This is a genomic window from Gordonia sp. Z-3, assembly GCF_036233855.1.
GTDB lineage: Bacteria > Actinomycetota > Actinomycetes > Mycobacteriales > Mycobacteriaceae > Gordonia > Gordonia tangerina.
The window spans coordinates 25,758-45,928 of the sequence record NZ_JAZARS010000012.1; the positions used below are offsets into that span (position 1 = coordinate 25,758).

At 67.0% G+C, this 20,171-nt stretch carries 20 protein-coding genes; 9 read left to right on the forward strand and 11 right to left on the reverse strand.

What is annotated here, in order from left to right:
* Window position 1: 1 nt before the first annotated feature.
* Entirely contained in the window at window positions 2–916 is a 915-nt protein-coding gene (locus tag VX037_RS14880) for a glycosyltransferase family 2 protein (protein ID WP_328714795.1), read from the reverse strand.
* Window positions 917–1,171: 255 nt separating this feature from the next.
* On the opposite strand from VX037_RS14880, the gene VX037_RS14885 reads away from it, so the two are divergent.
* Window positions 1,172–2,353, forward strand: a complete 1,182-nt coding sequence (locus tag VX037_RS14885; RefSeq protein ID WP_328714797.1) for an EAL domain-containing protein — start codon at window positions 1,172–1,174, stop codon at window positions 2,351–2,353.
* A 41-nt stretch (window positions 2,354–2,394) separates the two neighbouring features.
* Here the strand turns inward: VX037_RS14885 and VX037_RS14890 are convergent, their stop codons facing one another.
* Entirely contained in the window at window positions 2,395–3,360 is a 966-nt protein-coding gene (locus tag VX037_RS14890) for a 1,4-dihydroxy-2-naphthoyl-CoA synthase (RefSeq protein ID WP_328714798.1), read from the reverse strand.
* A gap of 129 nt (window positions 3,361–3,489) precedes the next feature.
* Between VX037_RS14890 and VX037_RS14895 the strand changes: the two genes are divergently transcribed.
* Genes VX037_RS14895 through VX037_RS14905 form a run of 3 tightly spaced genes read left to right on the forward strand, consistent with a single transcriptional unit; the run spans window position 3,490 to window position 6,216 of the window.
* A complete protein-coding gene (locus VX037_RS14895) occupies window positions 3,490–3,648 on the forward strand; it encodes a hypothetical protein (RefSeq protein ID WP_235724893.1) in 159 nt (52 codons plus the stop codon).
* Window positions 3,649–3,672: 24 nt separating this feature from the next.
* Window positions 3,673–4,329 (forward strand): PaaI family thioesterase, encoded by a 657-nt coding sequence (locus tag VX037_RS14900; protein WP_328714800.1) that lies wholly within the window; start codon window positions 3,673–3,675, stop codon window positions 4,327–4,329.
* 42 nt (window positions 4,330–4,371) lie between these two features.
* Window positions 4,372–6,216 (forward strand): hypothetical protein, encoded by a 1,845-nt coding sequence (locus VX037_RS14905; protein WP_328714801.1) that lies wholly within the window; start codon window positions 4,372–4,374, stop codon window positions 6,214–6,216.
* Window positions 6,217–6,362: 146 nt separating this feature from the next.
* On the opposite strand, the gene VX037_RS14910 is transcribed toward VX037_RS14905, so the two are convergent.
* From VX037_RS14910 to VX037_RS14920, 3 genes are all read right to left on the reverse strand, one after another.
* The gene (locus tag VX037_RS14910) at window positions 6,363–7,634 is read right to left on the reverse strand and encodes a saccharopine dehydrogenase family protein (RefSeq protein WP_328714803.1); all 1,272 of its coding nucleotides are present in this window, start codon (window positions 7,632–7,634) and stop codon (window positions 6,363–6,365) included.
* A gap of 124 nt (window positions 7,635–7,758) precedes the next feature.
* Window positions 7,759–8,850, reverse strand: coding sequence for an AbrB family transcriptional regulator (locus VX037_RS14915; protein ID WP_328714805.1), 1,092 nt, complete (start codon window positions 8,848–8,850; stop codon window positions 7,759–7,761).
* Between the two features lie 134 nt (window positions 8,851–8,984).
* Entirely contained in the window at window positions 8,985–9,602 is a 618-nt protein-coding gene (locus VX037_RS14920) for a class I SAM-dependent methyltransferase (protein WP_328714806.1), read from the reverse strand.
* A gap of 84 nt (window positions 9,603–9,686) precedes the next feature.
* Between VX037_RS14920 and menD the strand changes: the two genes are divergently transcribed.
* Window positions 9,687–11,351 carry a 2-succinyl-5-enolpyruvyl-6-hydroxy-3-cyclohexene-1-carboxylic-acid synthase gene (gene menD / locus VX037_RS14925; protein WP_328714808.1) on the forward strand — a complete coding sequence of 555 codons (1,665 nt, stop codon included), beginning with the start codon at window positions 9,687–9,689 and terminating at the stop codon, window positions 11,349–11,351.
* Between the two features lie 72 nt (window positions 11,352–11,423).
* Here menD and VX037_RS14930 read toward each other — a convergent pair whose 3' ends face one another.
* From VX037_RS14930 to VX037_RS14940, 3 genes are all read right to left on the reverse strand, one after another.
* Complete coding sequence (locus VX037_RS14930) at window positions 11,424–11,765, reverse strand: hypothetical protein (RefSeq protein ID WP_235726320.1); 342 nt, start codon at window positions 11,763–11,765, stop codon at window positions 11,424–11,426.
* A gap of 28 nt (window positions 11,766–11,793) precedes the next feature.
* Window positions 11,794–12,204: a hypothetical protein gene (locus VX037_RS14935; protein WP_235726321.1), complete on the reverse strand. Its 411-nt coding sequence runs from the start codon at window positions 12,202–12,204 to the stop codon at window positions 11,794–11,796.
* A 142-nt stretch (window positions 12,205–12,346) separates the two neighbouring features.
* A complete protein-coding gene (locus VX037_RS14940) occupies window positions 12,347–13,291 on the reverse strand; it encodes a hypothetical protein (RefSeq protein WP_235726322.1) in 945 nt (314 codons plus the stop codon).
* 101 nt (window positions 13,292–13,392) lie between these two features.
* Here VX037_RS14940 and VX037_RS14945 point away from each other — a divergent pair, with 101 nt between their 5' ends.
* A complete protein-coding gene (locus VX037_RS14945) occupies window positions 13,393–13,899 on the forward strand; it encodes a DUF3592 domain-containing protein (protein WP_235726323.1) in 507 nt (168 codons plus the stop codon).
* Here VX037_RS14945 and VX037_RS14950 read toward each other — a convergent pair.
* Window positions 13,851–14,459 carry a Type 1 glutamine amidotransferase-like domain-containing protein gene (locus VX037_RS14950; protein ID WP_287015254.1) on the reverse strand — a complete coding sequence of 203 codons (609 nt, stop codon included), beginning with the start codon at window positions 14,457–14,459 and terminating at the stop codon, window positions 13,851–13,853. The genes VX037_RS14945 and VX037_RS14950 overlap by 49 nt on opposite strands.
* A gap of 126 nt (window positions 14,460–14,585) precedes the next feature.
* On the opposite strand from VX037_RS14950, the gene VX037_RS14955 reads away from it, so the two are divergent.
* Both VX037_RS14955 and VX037_RS14960 read left to right on the forward strand, forming a co-directional pair.
* On the forward strand, window positions 14,586–15,728 hold the full coding sequence (locus tag VX037_RS14955) for a glycosyltransferase family 4 protein (protein ID WP_235726324.1): 1,143 nt from the start codon (window positions 14,586–14,588) through the stop codon (window positions 15,726–15,728).
* A gap of 24 nt (window positions 15,729–15,752) precedes the next feature.
* Complete coding sequence (locus tag VX037_RS14960) at window positions 15,753–16,451, forward strand: demethylmenaquinone methyltransferase (RefSeq protein WP_235726325.1); 699 nt, start codon at window positions 15,753–15,755, stop codon at window positions 16,449–16,451.
* On the opposite strand, the gene VX037_RS14965 is transcribed toward VX037_RS14960, so the two are convergent.
* Window positions 16,433–17,404 (reverse strand): oxygenase MpaB family protein, encoded by a 972-nt coding sequence (locus tag VX037_RS14965; RefSeq protein WP_235726326.1) that lies wholly within the window; start codon window positions 17,402–17,404, stop codon window positions 16,433–16,435. The genes VX037_RS14960 and VX037_RS14965 overlap by 19 nt on opposite strands.
* A gap of 290 nt (window positions 17,405–17,694) precedes the next feature.
* Window positions 17,695–18,996: a geranylgeranyl reductase family protein gene (locus VX037_RS14970; RefSeq protein ID WP_235723436.1), complete on the reverse strand. Its 1,302-nt coding sequence runs from the start codon at window positions 18,994–18,996 to the stop codon at window positions 17,695–17,697.
* A gap of 102 nt (window positions 18,997–19,098) precedes the next feature.
* Between VX037_RS14970 and VX037_RS14975 the strand changes: the two genes are divergently transcribed.
* The gene (locus VX037_RS14975; protein ID WP_308191695.1) at window positions 19,099–20,118 is read left to right on the forward strand and encodes a polyprenyl synthetase family protein; all 1,020 of its coding nucleotides are present in this window, start codon (window positions 19,099–19,101) and stop codon (window positions 20,116–20,118) included.
* The last annotated feature ends 53 nt before the right edge of the window (window positions 20,119–20,171 follow it).

Consider the following 20,171-nt stretch of genomic DNA (forward strand, 5'->3'; position numbering starts at 1 on the left):
GTCAGGATGTGCTGTCGCTGAACGTCAGCGGTGTACGCCGGGCCGTGGCGGCCAACTGCCGGCCGAGTCGTGTCAGCAACGCCCGACGCTGGTCCCTGGGATTGCGCATGACGTCTTCGGGGACATGCCGCAATGACCGCAACCACAGGTTGAACGCGTGTCTGCGCACCGATGTGTCGAGTTCTGGGCGCTGCATCAACCCGGTCATCACCCACATCCTGTCGATGGAGGGCGCGCCCTGGTGGATGTCGGTCTCCGAGCCGGCATGGTGCCATCGCACGGTCAGCGGTTCGTCCACATAGGCGACGTCACCGAGGGCCATGACGCGCAGCCACGCGTCGATGTCCTGCAACTGCGGTACGTCGGCGCGGAATCCGCCGGCCGCGATCAGCGTCTCGCGTCGCACCATCACGGCGGTGGGTTCACCGACCGGGTTGCCGCCACCCCCGGCATCGAGGTGCCGGCGGATCAACTCCTGGCCGTCGTTGATCGTCGAGAGGGGAGCCAAGGGTGTCTCGAGTCGCGAAAACTGTGCTTTCCATTCGGTGTCTTCGCTTTCCACGGTGCGCGGGGCGAAAGCCAGACCCACGTTCGGGTCGTCGAAAAACGGGAGCAGTCGCTCGAGGCCGTAGGGCAGCAGCCAGTCGTCGCCGTGGACGAATTGCACGATGGCGCCGCGGGCGAGCTCGATGCACTTGTTGTGGTTGCCGACCAGCCCGACGTTGTGTTCGTTGCGTACCAACCGAATCCGCGGGTCGTCGAAATCCCGCACCCGCTCGGCCGTGTCGTCGGTGGAGGCGTTGTCCACCACCAGACACTCGAAATCGCCGTAGGACTGCGACAGAACGCTCTCCAGGCATTTCGCAACGGTGTCCGCGCTGTTGAACAATGGTACGCAAACACTCAGACGCTGCACTCCGACCTCCGTCTGGGCTGCATCGATGAACCAGTGATTTCCGCACCGATCATAGCGTGCAGGCACAGATATTTGTTGACGTGTAGGCGCACGTGACCAGTAGCACTATTGCCGTACGTGATTCGTTGAGAGTCAACCAAAATGCGTACCATTCACAAGAACAACAGCAGAGACGATGTCCCCAATTTGGGGGGTACAGGTCTTAGACTGGGTGGACTGGCTGACCGGGGCCAGGATACAGGGACGGGGACGCCGGTGACGGAAAATGGATATGCGGCGATGACCGCGATCGCGGTGGCCGCAGACCCATATCACCGGGCTGCGGTGGCGTACGGGCGAGCGGAGGCGGCGGTGGTCGCCGACGAGTTCGTCGATCAAGTGTTGCGGGCGGTGATCCCCGCGGCGAGATTCGAGCAACGGTCGGCGTTCGAATGGCTGATCTGGCTTTCGGAGTCCGACGTCGGCCTGGCGGGACTCGTCGACGCCGCGCGCGGCCACCTCGAGTCGCGTCTGCTGGAGTACGGTGACTCCGGCCGATTCCTCGACATCTGCATGGGTGTCGCGGTCGGAGCGGAACTGTCCGAAGCGGTGACGGGCCGAGCCGTCATCGATTGTGCCGACGCTGCGCTGTCGACTGCCATCGTGGGACGCCACACCGTGGTGTTCGCCGATTCGGGGACACCGGAGCAGATCCGCAGCGATGTCGACATCGCCACCCGACTGAGTCGGTCCGACGGGGACGACTTCGTCCTGCATTACCAACCGATCGTCACGCTGTCGGATCGCCGCACCGTCGGATACGAGTCGTTGCTGCGGTGGCACACCGAGGCCGGACTGTTGTCGCCCGAGGTTTTTCTCGCCGTGGCGGAGGACACGTCATTGATCGTGCCCATCGGCAGACACTCGATCGACGACGCCATCCGGACGCTGGCCACAGAGGTGGTACCGACGGTCGGCGCGGACGCCTTCGTGTCGCTCAACCTGTCGGCCCAACAGTTGTGGGACACCGCCATCACCGCGTACGTGGCGGACACCATCGAGGCGAATGCCGTGGATCCCGAACAGGTGTGGATCGAGATCAGGGAGAACGAGGCCGTCGAACTCGGCACCCCGGCAGAGCGCGCTGTGGCGCAACTCCACGAGATCGGTTGCATCATCTGCGTCGACGATCTCGGTAGCGGATTCTCCGCGTTGCGTTACGTGAGAGACCTCCCGGTGGATGTGGTGAAGGTGGACAAGACGTTGATCGACGGGATCCTCGATGACTCGGCCAGTGGTGCGTTGGTCCATGCCATCCGCGACGTCGCGCAGTCGACAGGCATCGGCATGGTTGCCGAAGGCGTGGAGGACGAGAGCGTGGTACCGGCCCTGCAGGAGTTGGGTTTTCAGTTCGCCCAGGGGTATCTGTTCGGGCACCCGTCACCGCACCCGCGGTGACGCGGCGCGTCGAGCGTGCTCATCGTCGGCCGCGCATCGGCTCAGTAGTAGTAGGGAAACGCATCCCAATCCGGAGAGCGCTTCTGCAGGAAGGCATCCCGACCCTCGACGGCCTCGTCGGTCATATAGGCCAACCGGGTGGCCTCACCGGCGAACACCTGCTGACCCATCAGGCCGTCGTCGGTGAGGTTGAACGCGAACTTCAGCATCCGCTGCGCCGTCGGTGATTTGCCGTTGATCTTGCGTCCCCAGTCGATCGCGGTCTCCTCCAGGTCGGCATGTGCGACAACCCGATTGACCGCACCCATCTGGTGCATGGTGTCCGCGTCGTAGGCTTCGCCGAGAAAGAAGATCTCGCGCGCGAACTTCTGGCCCACCTGTTTGGCGAGGTACGCGCTGCCGTAGCCGGCGTCGAAGGAGCCGACGTCGGCGTCGGTCTGCTTGAACCGGGCGTGCTCGCGTGATGCCAACGTCAGATCGCACACCGAATGTAGCGAGTGCCCACCGCCGGCGGCCCAGCCGTTGACCACCGCGATCACCACCTTGGGCATCGTCCGGATCAGGCGTTGCACCTCCAGGATGTGCAGCCGGCCACCCTCGGCCTTCACCCGGGCTTCGTCGACGCCCTCGGCGCCGGCCGCGGTCACATCTGAATCGTGCGAGGACGCGTACTGATAACCGGAGCGCCCGCGGATGCGCTGGTCACCGCCGCTGCAGAATGCCCAACCGCCGTCGCGGGGGCTCGGGCCGTTGCCGGTGAGCAGCACCGTGCCGACGTCGGGGGAGCGCCGCGCATGATCCAGCGTCCGGTAGAGCTCGTCGACGGTGTGGGGACGGAACGCGTTGCGGATCTCCGGGCGGTCGAAGGCGATGCGCACGATCCCATGCTGTCGGCCTTCGCCGACGTGGCGGTGGTAGGTGATGTCGGTGAGTTCGTCGAAACCGGGCACCGGAGCCCATTGGGTGGGATCGAACGGGTTCTGGGTCGCGGAACCGGCATCAGTCATGAATCGAGCCTAGGTGGTCGGGTCCGTGAGTCGTGTCTCGACGCCCTTCTGCGGATCGTGACCGCAGTGGTACCGACCGATATGCCCTAGTCGGCGGGGTTTCTGCCGCGATCGTGGCATCCTGGACACGTGGGCTGGGTCATCGTCGCGATCATCCTCACCGTGTGGGTCACGGTGGCGGTGGTGCTTGCGTTGGTGATCGGTCGCTCCGTGTGGCTGCGCGACCGCAACGAGAAGCCCGAGCCGATACCGCACGTCGATCCGCCGGGATCACGTCGCGACGGGTGAACGGCCGTTCTATACGGTTGATCCATGAGTGACGGTTCAACCAGCCCGGAGTCGACCACCGAGATAGAAGAGGACCCGCACGAGGGCGGGTTCCGGGCGCACACCGCCATCACCACCGAACGTGGCGGGCCCCGCTACGGGGAGTTCAGTGAGCAGGCGCGGACCCTGATGGAGAACGTCCGCTACGCCTGCCCGACCCCGGAGTTGGCCGACGAACTGATCGCCGATCTGGAGAAGATCAACGCCAAGCTCGCCGCCGTCCGCATCGACGAGTGGCATTCGCCGTCGGGCACCCGCATCGACCTCCCGGCGCGCGGCAACATCACGCTGCCCCCGTTCGAGGTGACCGAGGTCAACGACGACGGTGTGTTCGCGTCGGTCACCTTCCGTGACTTCCACCTCGGCGGCAACAAGGCCGCGCACGGTGGTCACGTGGCCGTCGCCTTTGACGACCTGGGAGGTTACGCCTCGGCGGTGGCCATCCAGGGTGTCAGTCGCACGGCCTACCTCACCGTGCAGTACCGGTCGATCACCCCGCTCAACACGCCGTTGCAGGCGCACACCTGGGCCGAGAAGGTGGACGGCCGCAAGGTGTTCATCAAGGGCACCCTGCACGATGGCGATCGGTTGTGTGCGGAGATGGATGCCCTGTTCATCAAGCTGAATCCGGGGCAGCAGTAGCGGTTTCGGTAACGATCCGGCAACGGCGAGCGATCCACCGGTATGTCAGTGAAGAGAGTCCGACGCACTCGGGTCATCGTTGCCTCCTCCGGGATCGCCGCCGCGTTGCTGATGGCCGCGCCCGTCGGTGCGGCGGCCGCCGACGAACTGACCGGAACCGAACCGGCCTCGCCGAGCGCCCACGGGGATGGTGCGGTCAGCGATCCCTCCACGACCGACACTTCCACGACCGCCCCCTCCACGACTGCCCCCTCCACGAATGCGCCGCCGGGCACCGGGGAGTCGGGAGCAGGGGACTCGGGAAGTGGGGAGCCGACCGAGACCACCGCACCGCCGGCCGGGGAGTCCGACGGTGCGACCACCAAACCCGCGGATCGCGACGAGTCGGCGCCGTCCGAGGAGTCCACCGGAACCACGCAGCCGCCCCCTGAGTCCTCGCCTCCGGAGACGTCTGGGCCCGCCGAGACGCCGGACCCCGCGACGGAAACCCCGTCCACCGAGGTCGACGAACCGACCACCGCTCGAGAGGTTCCGACCTGGTCGTGGCTGACGGGCCGCCATCGCGCGGATGACGAGTCGACCGGGCGCCACCGCGCCGATGAGCCCGCGACGGGGCGTCACCGCGCGGCCACCGATGACGCTCCGACGGAAGACGCGGTAGGTGACGGCGCGGTAGGTGATGAGGCGGCGCGGGTGATCGGCGAGGTCATCGGCGAGCCGGGCACGGCGGCCGCGGTGTCGGCGGGCGCCGACACGGAGCCGCCCGAGCAGCAGAAGCCGCGTCCGGGCGCGTTCTACGGTTTCGCCGGCGACGTCGGCGCCGGCGGTCTGATCTTCCTCAACCAGAGCCTCGCCGCGGGCGGTGCCTTCCTGCGTCGCAGCCGCGGCGACGGCAGTGACCTGCTCGGGCTGCTGAATCCCGGGGATCGGGTCACGGTGCCCGCCGCCAGTGTGGTGGGCCCCCTGGTCGACTCGGCTGACGCCAACCCGGCCGTCGACGACACCGACGACTCGCTGATCGCGCAGGCCTTCGACGTGCTCACCGCGCGGCTGCAGTGGTGGATGATTGACCCGGACAACCGTTTCTACGACCCGTCCGACTTCCAGGTGCTGATCGGCGACAACTATCGCATCGCCGACGCCGACGACATCACCTACACCTACGATGCGGATGCAGACACCATCACGTTCACCAACACCGGTGACACCGACGTCGCGGTGATCGCGGTGGACCAATACAACGTGCCGCACGGCGATGGGCTGTACCTGGTGCCGGCCGGAGAGTCGACGACCATCGACGCCGGCGGCGACATCTCCGGATACGTCGTGCAGGGCGAGCGGGACGCCGAAGGTCGCGCAATCATCTACGGAATGGTTGTGGTGCAGGATGATTCGACGCTGAGCCAGAACTTCAACCCGTTCGGCGGCGCGATCCGCGACGCCGATCAACCGATCGTCGACCCCGACAACAAGTTCTGGGATCCGTCCGAGGGGCTCGCGACCGGCATCCTGTGGCCGCTCGACGCGGTGGGCGCCGACGGCGCCGCGGACGGCGTCTACTACTCCACCGATGCGAGCGGTGTGACCATCCACAACGACAGTGACGGCGACATCGCGATCATCGTGTTCAGCGGTACCGCCGACCGAAACCTGGTGCCTCAGACCAACTTCTACGTGGTGCCCGCTGGCGGAGCGCACACCATCGAACTCGACGAGGGAGGCTATGCCCTCACCTCGGTGCAAGGGGAGCGCGTCGTCGGCGGGCGGGACGACGGGAAGCCGCGCCTCTACGGCAGTTTCGTCGCGCTGAACAGTGGCGACGACACCGTGGTGACCGAGATCGACAATCTACCGCAGGATGAGCTGCCGCCGCTGACGCGGGTCTGACACCAGCCACCCCGGGTGGCTGCGTTGGGCGCGGAAGACGTGAGCACCTCGCAATGCAAAGGTCCGTCACGAAGGGCCCTTCGGCTCGCTCCTCAGGGATCAGTGGTGACGTTTGGCGGGTTCACTCCGGTGCGGAGGTGTCGCACTCAGGTGAGTTCGACGGCCTCGAGCGTCGCTCCCGCGTCCTGTAGCCGCCGGGTGAGCACCTCGCCCATCGCCGCGGCCGGGGTGAGCACACCGGTCAAGGGGGACAGACGATCCCGTTCGAGCGCCAACGACAGGGCACTCTCGCCGAGCATCACCGCGGTGGCCTTGTAGCCGGGGTCGCCCGACATCCGCATCGTCGAGCGGTAGCGGCGGCCGCTGGGGGTGGTGGTATACGTCTCGGTGACGAAAGAACCCTTCTCGCGGGCCTTTTCGCTCGGTCCCTCGCCCGGCTTGGGTAGCAGTCGGTCGAGGAGCTTGCGGGTCGGCCCGAAACTCATGGCGCCCAAAAAGACTCCGGTCCCGACCGCGACCGCTCCGGCGGTCACCGTGGACACACCCGGAATCCGGCCGACCGACATCGTCTCGGCGTAGTGGAAGTCCTCGCCGTAGGCGTTGTCCAACAACGCGTTGGTGCGCCGCACGATGCGGGTGTTGGACGCGGCCATGAAGAACGGGGCCAGAGTGCCGCTCATCGACGGATCCACCTTCTTGGCCGAGATCATCGACATGTCGCTGGGTTCGGACTTGATGGCCGGCCGCGGCGTGTTGCCGGGCTCCCCGGACAGCGAATGCGGGTTGAGCACCAGGCGACGGGTCTCGGCGTTGCGCGACTCTTCGGCCATCACCCGCACCGAATCGAAGGTGCCGCCGGAGATGCCGCCCTTGAATGACTTGACCACGAAGGTGGTGTCGGTGAGCTCACCGGCGTTGTCGTCGGCGATCTTTTTGTACAGCAGGTACACACCGAGATCCGACGGCACGGAATCGAAGCCGCAGGAGTGCACGATCCGCGCGCCGGTGGCCTGCGCGGTCTCGTGTGCCTTGTTGATGGAGTAGTGCACGAACGGCGCCTCGCCGGTGAGGTCCACGTAGTCGGTGCCGGCGCTCGCGGCGGCCACCACCAGCGCCTCGCCGTAGCGCAGGTATGGGCCGACGGTGGTGCACACCACGCGGGTGCGGGCGACCATCGCGTCCAGCGAACTCGGCGACGACGAATCGGCGACGATCAGCGGCCAGTCGTGGGCGCGTGCGGGTAGTCGTTTGCGGGTGGCGGCCAGTTTGGTCTCCGACCGGCCGGCCAGCGCCACCTTGGTGCCGCGTGGCGCGTGCTCGGCCAGATAGCGGGCGGTGAGTTCACCGACGAAGCCGGTCGCACCGAACACGACGACATCGAACTCGCGGGCACTGGTCGAATCGGGCTCCCCGTTCATGGTCTCGACTCTAGACAGCCGACCGGAACGGGTCGAGGGCCGACCGGCGCGTATCTCACTGCGGTGCCGGCAACCGCCCGCGACAACTATTGTCTCGGGTGACCGCTGAGACTGCAGCTGTAACTCACGAGGCGAGTCGTCGGGCGGCTGCGCGGGCCGCGAACGGGGCGACGAACAGCATCAGCAACACCCGCAGGATCTGCGCGGCCACCACGAACGCGACGTTGCCGCCGGCGGCGGTCGCCGCGGCGAGCACCGCGTAGATGCCGCCCGGGGTGGTGGCGAGGTAGCAGTCGAACATCGACTCGCCGGTCCACACCGACAGCAGCACTCCCAGCAGCGCGCAGCCGACGCCGATCGCGAGGATCAGCACCAACGCGGCCGGCAGCACTCGGCCGATGGCCCGTAGGCGGTCCATCGTGAAGCCGAGGCCGGCCTGCCAGCCGATGATCGCGTAGGCGACGGTGAGCAGGATCGTGGAGACCGCGGCGTCGCCGGCCAGGCCGGTGAGTTCGGCGACGGTGGCCAGCGCCATCGGACCGAGGAGCCCAGCCGCGGGCAGCCGGACCAGTCGTCCGACGGGGATGCCGATACCCAAGCACACCGCCAGCAGTACGAGGCCCCACCCCTGATCGGTGGCGCTCGGCGGCGCCTCGTGCACCGCCGTCGACTGTGCGTCGAACACCAGCGAGGCCACCAGCGGGATGGTGATGGTTACCAGCGCGACCCGCAGGTACTGGATCACCGCGACCATGCGTTCGTCGCCGCCGAACTCGCGGGTCAATGCGACGAGCCCGGACGCCCCACCTGCGACGAGCGCCAGCGAACCGGTGAGCGGGTCGACGAGGCGGTGCAGGCCCAACATCGCGCCACCGGCCACCGACAGCGCGAGTGTGCCGAGGCCGATCACCAGCACCGGGAACCACGACGACCCGAGCCCCGACAGCGTCTCGGGCTCGGCCATGGTGCCGATGAACACACCGAGCACACCCTGGGCGGTGTGCATGATCGGCCGCGGGATGGCCGGTGGATCGGTGTCTTCCGGGTCGTCGTCGGTGGTGTCACGCGACCTGCGCAACGGTGGCGCGAATCCGGCGATCGCCAGCATCCCGGCGACGACGAGCGCCGCGAACAACGCCGCGGCGTCCACATCGAGAAGTTCGAGAAGATGCGTCGCGGCTGCGGTCAGGACGGCCAGCAGTATCCAACGACGCACTCGGTCGAGGATATGGGGTGGTCTCGATCTCGACGAGCTCGATCCGGCGGATACGCCTCGTCGCAGGCTCCTCGGCTACTCCTTGGATCGAGTAGTAACGAACGAAGTGAGTTACGTGTCGAGATCACTTGTGGCTAGCCCACCTGCGCGACGCCGAGACTCATCGCTGCCATCGGTTTGGGGGTGTGTTCCTCGTAGAAGGTGTCCAGGGTGGTGATGGTGAGGTCGGCGTCGCGCAGGGCGGCGGGGATGTCGCGGGTGAGGTGGCAACCGCCGGCGACGCGTTTCTGGATCGGCTCGAGTCGTCGCTGCCACTTACGGACCGACTCGTCGGGAGCGTTGCCGTGCTCGAGGAAGTGCAGGGTGCCGCCGTCCCTCACGACGCGCTTGACCTCGGCGAGTGCGGCGGCGAGATCGGGGATGGTGCACAGGGTGTAGGTGCTCAGGGCCGCGTCGAAGGTGTCGTCGTCGAAGGGGAGTCGTTGACCGTCGAGTCCGGCCCGTTCGATCGGCACGGGCGAGGCGTCGACGCGGTCGGCGGCGATCTTCCACCCGGTGTTGGATGGTTCTATCGCCGCGACCCGCGTGACGGCTTCCGGATAGAACGGCACGTTGAGGCCCGAGCCGAAGCCGAGCTCGACCACTTCTCCCGACAAGCCCGCGCAGGTGCGGCTGCGCAGCGGCAGGGTGTCCTTCATGCCGCAGGTGATGTTGATCAGGTACGGCAGGATTCTGTCCTCGTAGAAGCCCATGACTCCATGGTGCGCCGATGACGTGACGGGCACCATGTCCTTACGCCGTGCGTAGGAGATCGGGTGTCGTCCTAGGCTGGAGGGATGAATCCCTCGACTCTGCAGGCGCGTGTGATCGTCGACGAGATGATCCGCTGCGGCGTGACCGAGGCCGTGCTGTGTCCGGGTTCGCGTAACGCCCCGCTGGCGTTCGCCCTGCACGCGGCCGACGTCGCGGGTCGACTTCGGCTGCATGTGCGAATCGACGAACGGTCGGCGGGATTCTTGGCGCTCGGATTGGCGGTGTCGTCGGGGCAGCCGGTGCCGATCGTGATGACCAGCGGCACCGCGGTGGCAAACATGGGTCCAGCGGTGTTCGAGGCCAATTACGCCCGCGTGCCGCTGGTGGTGGTCAGCGCCAACCGGCCTTACGAGCTGCTGGGTTCGGGCGCGAACCAGACAGTCGAACAGTTCGGCATCTTCGGCACCCAAGTGCGTGCGGCCATCAGCCTCGGTCTGGCCGAACAGGATCTCGACACCAACAGTCAGTGGCGCTCGGCCGTCGGCCGTGTGCTCGCGGCGGCTCGCGGTGCGCGCACCGGCAACGCGGGCCCGGTGCAGTTCGACATCCCGCTGCGCGAACCGCTCGTCCCGGACGCCACCGACGATGATCTGGGTGCCTTCGCCGGGCGGCCCGAGGGCCTGCCATGGACGCAGGCGCCCGTCGGCAAGCTCGACGTCCCGCTGCCCATCGACCTCTCGTTGGACACGGTGGTGGTCTCCGGGCACGGCTCGGGTGTGCATCCGGCGCTCGCCGGCATTCCGACCGTCGCCGAACCGACCGCACCGCACGCCGACACGCCGCTGCACCCGTTGGCGTTGGACTCCATCCACCCGCAGCAGGCGATCATCTGCGGGCGGCCGACACTGCATCGCGGGGTGTCGCGCCTGCTGGCCGACCCGAATGTGACGGTGTACGCACTCACCACCGGCCCACGTTGGCCCGATGTGTCCGGCAACGTCTACGCCACCGGCACCCGCGTGCAGCCGACCGGCGAGCCGCGCGAGGAGTGGCTCAAGGAGTGCGCCGACGTGCAGGAACGGGTGCTGGGGGCGGTCGACGCCGAACTCGACGGCATGCTCGACGACCCGGCCGCCACCACCGGACTGCATGTCGCGCGGGTGGTGAGTGCGGCGATGCGGCCCGGCGATCAGCTCGTCGTCGGCGCCAGCAACCCCATCCGAGACGTCGCGCTGGCCGGCCGGGTGACCGACGGGGTGCGCGTGCTGTCCAACCGGGGCGTCGCCGGGATCGACGGCACCAACTCGACGGCCATCGGTGCGGCGCTCGCGCTCGACCGGTCGTCGCCGGGTGCGCACACCATCGCGCTGATGGGGGACCTCACCTTCATTCACGACGCCACCGGTCTGGTCATCGGACCGGGCGAGCCGCGGCCGTCCTCGTTGCGGATCGTCGTCGCCAACGATGACGGCGGCGGCATTTTCGGTCTGCTCGAGCAGGGCGACCCGCGCTACAACACGGGCGCCTATTCGGGTGCCTACGAGCGGGTCTTCGGCACGCCGCATTCCGCCGACCTGGCATCCTTGTGCGCCGGCTTCCACGTGCCGCACCGGCGGGTGTCGATCGGCGAGCTGTCGTCGGTGCTGGCCGAGCCGGCCCCCGAAGGTGGCCTCGAGGTGATCGAGGTCCCCACCGACCGCGATCACCTGCGTGCCGTGCACGCGGCGATCGGGGCGCGGTTGCGTTAGTTGCCGCGGCACGGTTGCGGTAGGGAGCAGGACGGCGGCGAGAAACTGCGGCGGCGCGGATGTTGGGAGGCGTCAACCTGGCAAGGGCTGATTGCCAAGTCCGTTCAAGGATGTCGCAATGCGGCTGATCCCCTCGGCAGTGGCGTCGTCGGTGCTCTTGATCCGGTTGGCAGCTGCGACGATACGCTGGCCAGTCGACTGCAATTCGTTGATTGTCGAGTCGAGTTCCGACCGCATGCTGTTGGCGAACGCCACGAGCGCAGGCCCCGTGGCGAAGCCGTCATTTCCGTCGGCCGCCGGTTGGGCAGAGTCGAATAGTGCTAACAGCCCAGCACGTGCCTCACCGGCTTCATTTTCGATGATGGCGCCAGCGTTCTTGACACCAGATGGATTGATGTCGATTCGGTCGGTCATCTCCTGCCTTCCGTACTTGCTGTCATCGCTAGCCGCTGCCGCACGGAAGCCCGCTCCCATCAACTCCGTGGTAGGGCGAAGACGGTGCATCGATGACGGTCACAATGCCATACAGCGCCAACCCAGCGGCGACGACGAGCATGGCCAGTGTGATCAGAACCAGCCATGTCGGTGGAGAACTCCGTGTCCACCCGGCCACGATCGCCGCACACGCAAGTATCGAGAGAACGATTGCCAGTCCCCCGAAAAGTGTTGCCGACGGAAGCGGTTGGAGGTCGCGACAACCAGCCTTCACGGCCTGCTCCACCCAAATGTCGCGTTCGTGTTGTAGCACAACAATACTGGCGAGCGCCGCTGCAATGAAGATCAGGGCCGTTGCAGCAGCTGGCAGCATAACCACTCGTGAGCTCTTGGTTCGGTCGTGATGCAGGGTCACCATGTCTCCTTTGGCCTGACGATCGTGATCGTTTGCGCGCCCTCGCCCTGTTCGATCATCGGGAGTCGATCCTGCACGCTGTAATTTGCTGCACCGGGGGTGTGCTGGGTGTACAGCACCTGACCGTCTGGCAGCACTCCTGTCACTACCGCTGCGTGGTGGCTGAAGTCGCCTGATTCATGTGGCTGCGCATAGTTGGAATAGACGACGTCTCCGGGCATCGCCTGATCCAAGCCGACTGTTTGCCCGCCGTTACTGAGGAAGAACTCCCGCTGGGCGTCAGAATTGAACCAAAGATGTCTAGCTCGTCGTTCTCAGCGTTTGCGATGGCAAACCGAACTGTCTCTACCGGGTCGTACCCGCGGCCGCTGTCGGTAAGTTCGCGTTTGACGTCCTTTGATAGGCCATCAAGATCGGCGAGCTCAACCGGCACCGCGCGTTTAAGTTGCAGCTGCTGCTCAGGTGTCAGCCCTGCCCACCAGCGCCGCACTTCCTCTGGCGGTTGGCCGTCCGGCAACAGGTTTCGCATCTCCTTCAAGGCTGCCTGCACCGCTTGCGCCTGTTTCTCGCGAGCAGTGTCCGATGACACGGAATCCGGGTCGACGCTACATGCGGTGATCGCGTCGAGACACGACCGGTCCGCCTGAGAAGCAGCCTCGACAGCGTCGTCGATCATGGACTGAGCCTCGTCTCGCCATAAAATCGCGCGGTAGTAGTCTTCGGCCGAAGTGTCATCGGGAACAGCGACCGTGCCGTTCTCATCTACGGTGAGATTTCTGGAGGTAGCGAAGGTGGTCGCAGACACCAGCATTCGTTGGGCGATACCGATCGCGTCTTCCAGAGTGTCGAGTGCTGTCGCAACCCCGCGCGCCAAGATTCCGGCGTTGACCATTCTATTGGCGCAGCTCGCCAAGGAATCGCGGGCTAGCGTGCCGGTGTGATCTGGCCAGTGATCCACCAACGGATCGACGCCGTTGGCATGAATGTTGTCTGCCGTGCGTTCCGCCTGTTTGCTGACGTCGAGGATGTCGTCAGCAGCAGACTCCCATGGGTTGGGTCGAGCATCGCGGAGCTCAGCAAACGTGACCATGACTTTCCCCCGGCGTCACATCAGATGTCTGGAATCGAACGACCCTGCGATTCCCCACGCAGTGTACGTCGCTGCTGATCACAACCATTAGTCTGTCATTCGTGAACCCGACCATCCTGCGCCGCACCCAGTACGTCTTGGTGCTGTTGGGCATGGTGGTCACCACGATGGCGTTGGTGCTGGTCGCCGGGTGTCACCGCAATGACGCACAGATCGACGAGAACATGGCGACGGTGATGGCCGACGTCGTCTCCGCCGACCGGCTGCACGCCGCAGTCAATTTCCAGACCCCGGACGGCGACTTCCACAGCCCCCGCCTCGGCCTGCTGTATCCCACCGAGCTGACGCAGGGCCAGCGGATCAGCGTCGAGTACGACGTCACCAACCCCGACCTGGCGCGGCCCGCAGGCCGCAGCTGGACTTTGGCCATCGTCCCGGCGCTGTCGATCATCGTCGTCGGTTGGCTGATCGTGGGTGCGGTGATGGTGTTGCTTGCCGAGATCAACCGGCGGTGCAACGCTCGGCGCGCCCGGGCCGAGTCCGATCACGACGAGCCGGATCAGGACGAGATGACCGAACGTTCGGAACCCGAGACCAGCAACGCCTGATCGTCGGCGAGCATCCGCAACGTGAACCGGCTGCCGTAACGGATGCGCAGCTCGTCGACGACCGCGCGGCCGGACACGATGCCGTCGGCGTGCGGCACGATCACCTCGTCGATCCAGCCCAGGCCCGTCGTCGACGTCAGATCTGGTGCTTCGGTTGGATCGTCGAGCAGGCCGAGCGGTTCGATGTCGGCGCCGACGACGCAGGCCCCGGCGCTGGCACCCAGATACAGCATCCCGGCGCGGACTCGGTCGGTGAGCAGGCGGTCGACACCGGTGCGGCGCAGGACGGAGAGCAGGTGGAACACGTTGCCGCCGGAGACGAAGACGGCGTCCACATCGTCGAGCGCGGCCGCGGTCTCCGATGCGGACAGGATTTCGAGGTCGATGTCGGTGACGGTGAACCCCTGCTCGCGCAGCGTCCTGCGGTCGAGGTCCACCCAGGCGCGGTCGGGGTAGATCGACGACGCGGTGGGGATGAACCCGATCCGCGCGCCACCGCGGCCGGTGACGAATTCGGGAACGGCACCCAGCCAGCGACTGAGCAACAACAGGTCGGCCACGTCTGAAGTGTGCCCGACGCCCGGGGAAACAACCGAGGGCGCCGTGTCGGATGCGTTCACCCGATCTTCGGGACGTGGTCACGTGTTCGGACCAACCGCGCAAGACGCCGGGCGGAGGATGGCGGCATGCGGGTCGCGATCGTCGCCGAGAGTTTCCTGCCGCAGATGAACGGAGTCGTCAATTCCGTCCTGCGGGTGGTCGACCACCTCGAACGCACCGGACACCATGTCGTGGTGATCGCGCCGGACACACCGCGTGGCGAGCTGTCGGCGCCGCGGATGGTGGGCCGCAGCACCCCGGTGCACCTGGTGCCGTCGGTGATGGTGCCCAAGGTGACGTCGCTGCCGATCGGTGTGCCCACCCCGGCGCTTTACCGGGCGTTGCGTGACGTCGAGCCCGACGTGGTGCACCTGGCGTCGCCGTTCGTGATCGGCGCGGCCGGTGCCGTCGCCGCGCGCCGGCTCGATGTCCCGACCGTGGCAGTGTTCCAGACCGACGTGGCCGGGTTCGCCGCCAGCTACGGCCTGGCCATCACCTCACGCTTGGCCTGGCGCTACACCCGCCGGCTGCACGAGATGTGCGACCGTACCCTGGCGCCGTCCACCGAGACGATGAAAGCCCTTAGCCAGCGGGGCGTTCCGCGGTTGTTCCGGTGGGGTAGGGGTGTCGACATCGAACAGTTCGATCCGGCGCACACCGACCCCGACCTCCGCGCGGCCTGGGCCGACGACGGTCGGCTCGTCGTCGGGTTCGTCGGACGATTGGCGCCAGAGAAACACGTGGAACGACTCGCCGCCGTGGCCCACGATCCGTCCGTGCAACTGGTCGTCGTCGGCGACGGGCCCGAACGGTCCCGGCTGGCGACGCTGATGCCCAACGCGGTGTTCACCGGGGAGCTGCGCGGCGCCGCACTGGCCAGGGCTTATGCGAGTTTCGACGTCTTCACCCACGCGGGTGAGCACGAGACGTTCTGCCAGACCATCCAGGAGGCCATGGCCAGCGGCCTGCCGGTGGTGGGCCCCGATGCAGGCGGGCCGCGCGACCTGGTGTCGCAGTTCCGCACCGGTTATCTGCTGCCGCCCGACCAGTTCACCGAGCGGCTGCCGGCGGTGATCGATGTCCTGCGGGACGCGACGTTGCGGGCGGAGATGGGTCGGGCCGCGCTGAGCGCGGTGCGGGCGCGGACGTGGCCGGCGGTGTGCGACGAACTGCTGGGTCACTATCGTGCGGTGACCGGACTCGACGAGGTGCGGACCCTCGCAGGTTGAGTCCCGCCGGGTAGCGTGGTCCCCATGGAATCCGGCTCGCAGGATCGCGCAACTCTGGACAAGGATCCGGCCGAGGTCGCCGCGATGTTCGACGGCGTAGCGAAGCGCTACGACCGCACCAACACCGTCCTCTCGTTCGGCCAGGACCGCGGCTGGCGGCGCAAGACCCGCAAGGCCCTGGACCTGCGACCCGGCGACATCGTGCTCGACCTGGCCGCCGGGACCGCGGTGTCGACCGTCGAACTCGGGACTTCGGGGGCGCACTGCATTGCGGCCGATTTCTCCCTGGGCATGCTGAAGGCCGGTGCGCACCGCGACGTGCCGAAGGTGGCCGCCGATGCGATGTCGCTGCCTTTCGCCGACGAATCATTCGACGCGGCAACGATTTCGTTCGGCCTGCGCAATGTGCACGATGTGCCGACGGCGTTATCGGAGTTGCGGCGGGTACTCAAACCCGGTGGTCGGCTGGTGATCTGCGAGTTCTCGACTCCCACCTTCCGTGCCTTCCGCACGGTCTACATGGAGTATCTGATGAAGGCGCTGCCCGCCGTTGCAACCAAGGTGTCCAGCAACCCGGCCGCGTATGTCTATCTCGCAGAATCGATTCGGGCATGGCCGGACCAGCCGCATTTGGCGGCATTGATCCGGATGGCCGGTTTCACCGACGTGGCGTGGCAGAATCTGACCGGCGGTATCGCGGCGATTCATTCGGCGGTGCGCTGACCCTTCGTGACTTGCGGGTCGACGGTCGCCACCGCCGACAACCCGTGCGGCACCGGACATCCCGGGGCAAACGTGCCCAACTCCTCGATACGGTATCCGCGCGGATAGCCGCACACCTGCGTCATCTCCCGACCGTACAGCGGTTCGGAACGAGGTCGCGCGCCGAACCGGATGGCCAGGCCGCGTGCTCTCAGTCCACCGCGCACAGCATTACGTTCGAGCGCCGTGGGCTTCGGGTAGCCGAACGCCTCGAGTAGCCGATCATCCATGAGCGCGAACGACATCCGGCGCACCACGGCACGCGGCAACAGTCGGTAGGGCAGGAAGGTGCCCAACAGATCCAGGGTCGCGTCGGCCACGGCGAGCGACTTCGGGCTGAACGCGAAATGGCGGCGCTCGTAGTCCTCGTAGAAGCGTTCGAAATCCGCGTAGGTCTCCGGGATGTCCTTGATGGCCATGTGCTTGCCGAGTCGGCGATAATAGTTGGTGAGGCCGTCGATCTCGTGGTCGGTGAGCCTGCGCCATTCGTAATTGTTGACCCACTGCACCGGGCACACCACGAACGTCGACAGCACGTAGAGCATGTCGTCGTTGGAGATGTCGTACATCGCGTGCATCTGATTGATCCGCCGAATACCCGCGCGGCCTGCGGGGCTGTCGAAGCCGTGCTCGATCGGGGCGTCGAGTAGCAGCACGGTGTCGTCGTAGCGTTTCTGCGTCTGTTCGGTGAACTGTCCGGTGGCGTAGAGCAATTCGCCGATCGACGGCACCGCGTACGTCCGGAACAGTGCGAAGCTCAGCGCCTGGGTGATACCCCACGGGAACTCTTGGGTGCCGAGCATGCGGGTGATGGCGACCGGGTCGTCGACGCGTGCGATCTCGCCGCGGTGGCGGTAGCGGGCGGCCGCCCGGTTCTGGATGGCGTCACGCGTGCGCTGCAGGGCGTTGGACATGCGTTGAAACATATCATTCATCTTGTTCCAAATGCGGGTGGCGTGATCTCGATACGGCTCCTCGCTGCGCTCGTCGCCTACTCGATCAGCAGGTGGTGTGGTTTCTCGGTGTGGTTGTCGTGTGCTCGATCAGCGGGTGGTGTGGTTTCTCGGTGTGGTTGTCGTGTGCTCGATCAGCGGGTGGTGTGGTTTCTCGGTGTGGTTGTCGTGTGCTCGATCAGCGGGTGGTGTGGTTTCTCGGTGTGGTTGTCGTCTGCTCGGTTGGCGGTGGGGACGGAGACGGGACCGGCTCAGCTGAACGGCGGGCGGTCGTCGATGCGGGTGGAGACCCGGCCGGCGGTGCGCCAGGCGCGCGCGACGAGGTCGGCGTCGTCGGGGGTGATGAGGTTGCCCATCACCCGCACGACCATCGACATCAGCCGGGCCGACCGGATGCCGGGGCGGCCGAGGGCCGGCACGGTCTGCGGCATGGTGAGCAGCCCGGCCAGGCGGCGGGCGGCGGAGAAGGCCAGACCGTAGTGCTCCACCAACAGGTCGCGCCATCGGGTGGTGTGGTCGGTGGAGTCGGCGAGGAGCTCGACGGCCAGCCGGCCGGTCTCCAGCGCGTAATCGATGCCTTCCCCGTTGAGCGGGTTCACGCAGGCCGCGGCGTCTCCGATGAGCATCCAGTTCGGTCCGGCAATGCCGGTGACGGCTCCGCCCATCGGCAGCAACGCGGAGGTGAGTAACTGCGGGGTGCCGGTGATGGCCCACTCGTCGCCGACCATCGCCGCGTAGTGCTCCAGGATCGGGCGCAGCGCCATGTGTGCCGGACGCTTCGCGGTGGCCAGCGCGCCGACACCGACGTTGAGCAGCCCGCCCGACAGCGGCAGCGGGCCGGGCGCGACGTCGCCGAGCGGGAACACCCAGCCGTAGCCGGGGAGCAGATCGCCGTCGGGACCGCGTAGTTCCAGGTGCGAACCCATCCAGTGATCGTCGGCGCGACTCGACGGCACATACGCGCGGGCGGCGACGCCGTAGGCGGTCTCCCGATGCCACTCACGGCCGAGTTTCTTGCCCAAGCCCGACCGCACCCCGTCGGCGACGATCACCTCATCCACCGTGATCGGCGTCCGGCCGGACTCGCCCTCGACGACGACCTCGGCGATCCGGTCACCGGTCATTGTCACATCGACGGCCTTGGCGCCCTGCACCATTCGCGCTCCGCGGGATACCGCGAGAGCGCGGATGGCGTCGTCGAGCTCCATCCGCGACACGGCACTGCCGTAGGCGGGGAACCGGCCCGAGGGCCATCGGACCAACTGGTGGGCGCCCCACCCGTGCAGCGCGAGTCCGTCGATACGCGGGCGATGGGTGAGGAAATCTCCAAGACCGAGGTGACCGAGTTCGGCCACCGCGCGCGGGGTGAGACCGTCGCCGCAGGTCTTGTCGCGCGGGAACGTCGCAGCATCAAGCAGCACCACGTCGCGACCGGCGGCCGCGGCATACGCTGCGGCCGCGGAACCGCCCGGACCTGCGCCGACGACGAGGACGTCGGTGCGCTCGGGAACCGTGTGCCGGGCATCGAGCGGTGGGGAGTCGTCGCTACTCACCCGACCAGTATGTCGGGCCGCCACAACGACTAGGCTCGGCAGCACGGCAGCCGACCGATGGTGGTCGGTTGTAGAAGACGACGAGATGGAGCGGCTAGCGCAGTGAAGTCCACATTCGCCGGGCTGGACCTGGGCACCGACGAGTTCGCCGAGACGGTCCGGACGTCGTTGGCGCAGGTCGAGGATCTGTTGCTGGCCGAACTCTCATCGGGTGACGAGATCATGACCGAGGCGGCGACGCACCTGGCCAAGGCCGGCGGCAAGCGCTTTCGCCCGATGTTCGCGATCCTCGCCGCGCAGTTCGGCGGGCGGCCGGACGCGTCGGAGGTCATCACCTCGGCCACCGTGGTGGAGATGATCCACCTGGCCACGCTGTATCACGACGACGTGATGGACGAGGCGCAGCTGCGGCGTGGTGCCCCGAGCGCCAACTCGAGGTGGACCAACTCGGTGGCGATACTGTCCGGCGACTTCCTGTTTGCTCGGGCGTCGCGGCTGGTGTCGACGCTGGGCCCGGATGCGGTGCGCATCATCGCGGAGACCTTTGCCGAACTGGTGACCGGTCAGATGCGGGAGACCGTGGGCGTGGCCGACGGCGGCGATCCTATCGAGCACTACCTGAAGGTGGTGTGGGAGAAGACCGGGTCGCTGATCGCCGCGTCGGGCCGGTTCGGTGCGATGGCCGCCGACGCCACCACCGACGACGTCGAGCGGTTGTCCAGGCTCGGCGACATTATCGGCACGGCCTTCCAGGTGTCCGACGACATCATCGACATCAGCTCGGTCAGCGGCGACTCCGGGAAGACGCCCGGCACCGACCTACGCGAGGGCGTGCACACGCTGCCGGTGCTGTACGCGTTGCGCAGCGACGATGCGGCGTCGCAGCGGCTGCGGGAGCTGCTGCTCGACCCGCAGACCGGCAAGGCGCGTCCGGTCACCGACGACGCCGAGGTGGCCGAGGCCATCGAGGTGCTCAATGCGTCGTCGGGGATGACGGCCGCGCACGAGCGGTTGCGGGCCTACGCCGACGAAGCCGAGGCGGTGCTCGCGCAACTTCCCGACAGCCCCGCCCATGGCGCCCTCAGCTCCCTGGTCCGCTACACCATCGACCGCACGGGCTAGCCGCACGAGGTTGGTCGCGCGGGGTTGGCCGAAAGTTCTGGCCGCACCCGCAG

Bases quoted from the DNA above. Each gene is read 5' to 3' on its own strand.
- VX037_RS14965 (WP_235726326.1), bottom strand. From the start codon at position 17,404: ATGTCCAACGCCCTGCAGCGCACGCGTGACGCCATCCAGAACCGGGCG.
- VX037_RS14960 (WP_235726325.1), top strand. From the start codon at position 15,753: ATGGAATCCGGCTCGCAGGATCGCGCAACTCTGGACAAGGATCCGGCC.
- VX037_RS14890 (WP_328714798.1), bottom strand. From the start codon at position 3,360: ATGACTGATGCCGGTTCCGCGACCCAGAACCCGTTCGATCCCACCCAA.
- VX037_RS14935 (WP_235726321.1), bottom strand. From the start codon at position 12,204: ATGGTGACCCTGCATCACGACCGAACCAAGAGCTCACGAGTGGTTATG.
- VX037_RS14920 (WP_328714806.1), bottom strand. From the start codon at position 9,602: ATGGGCTTCTACGAGGACAGAATCCTGCCGTACCTGATCAACATCACC.
- VX037_RS14900 (WP_328714800.1), top strand. From the start codon at position 3,673: ATGAGTGACGGTTCAACCAGCCCGGAGTCGACCACCGAGATAGAAGAG.
- VX037_RS14940 (WP_235726322.1), bottom strand. From the start codon at position 13,291: ATGGTCACGTTTGCTGAGCTCCGCGATGCTCGACCCAACCCATGGGAG.
- VX037_RS14910 (WP_328714803.1), bottom strand. From the start codon at position 7,634: ATGAACGGGGAGCCCGATTCGACCAGTGCCCGCGAGTTCGATGTCGTC.
- VX037_RS14905 (WP_328714801.1), top strand. From the start codon at position 4,372: ATGTCAGTGAAGAGAGTCCGACGCACTCGGGTCATCGTTGCCTCCTCC.
- menD (WP_328714808.1), top strand. From the start codon at position 9,687: ATGAATCCCTCGACTCTGCAGGCGCGTGTGATCGTCGACGAGATGATC.
- VX037_RS14930 (WP_235726320.1), bottom strand. From the start codon at position 11,765: ATGACCGACCGAATCGACATCAATCCATCTGGTGTCAAGAACGCTGGC.
- VX037_RS14955 (WP_235726324.1), top strand. From the start codon at position 14,586: ATGCGGGTCGCGATCGTCGCCGAGAGTTTCCTGCCGCAGATGAACGGA.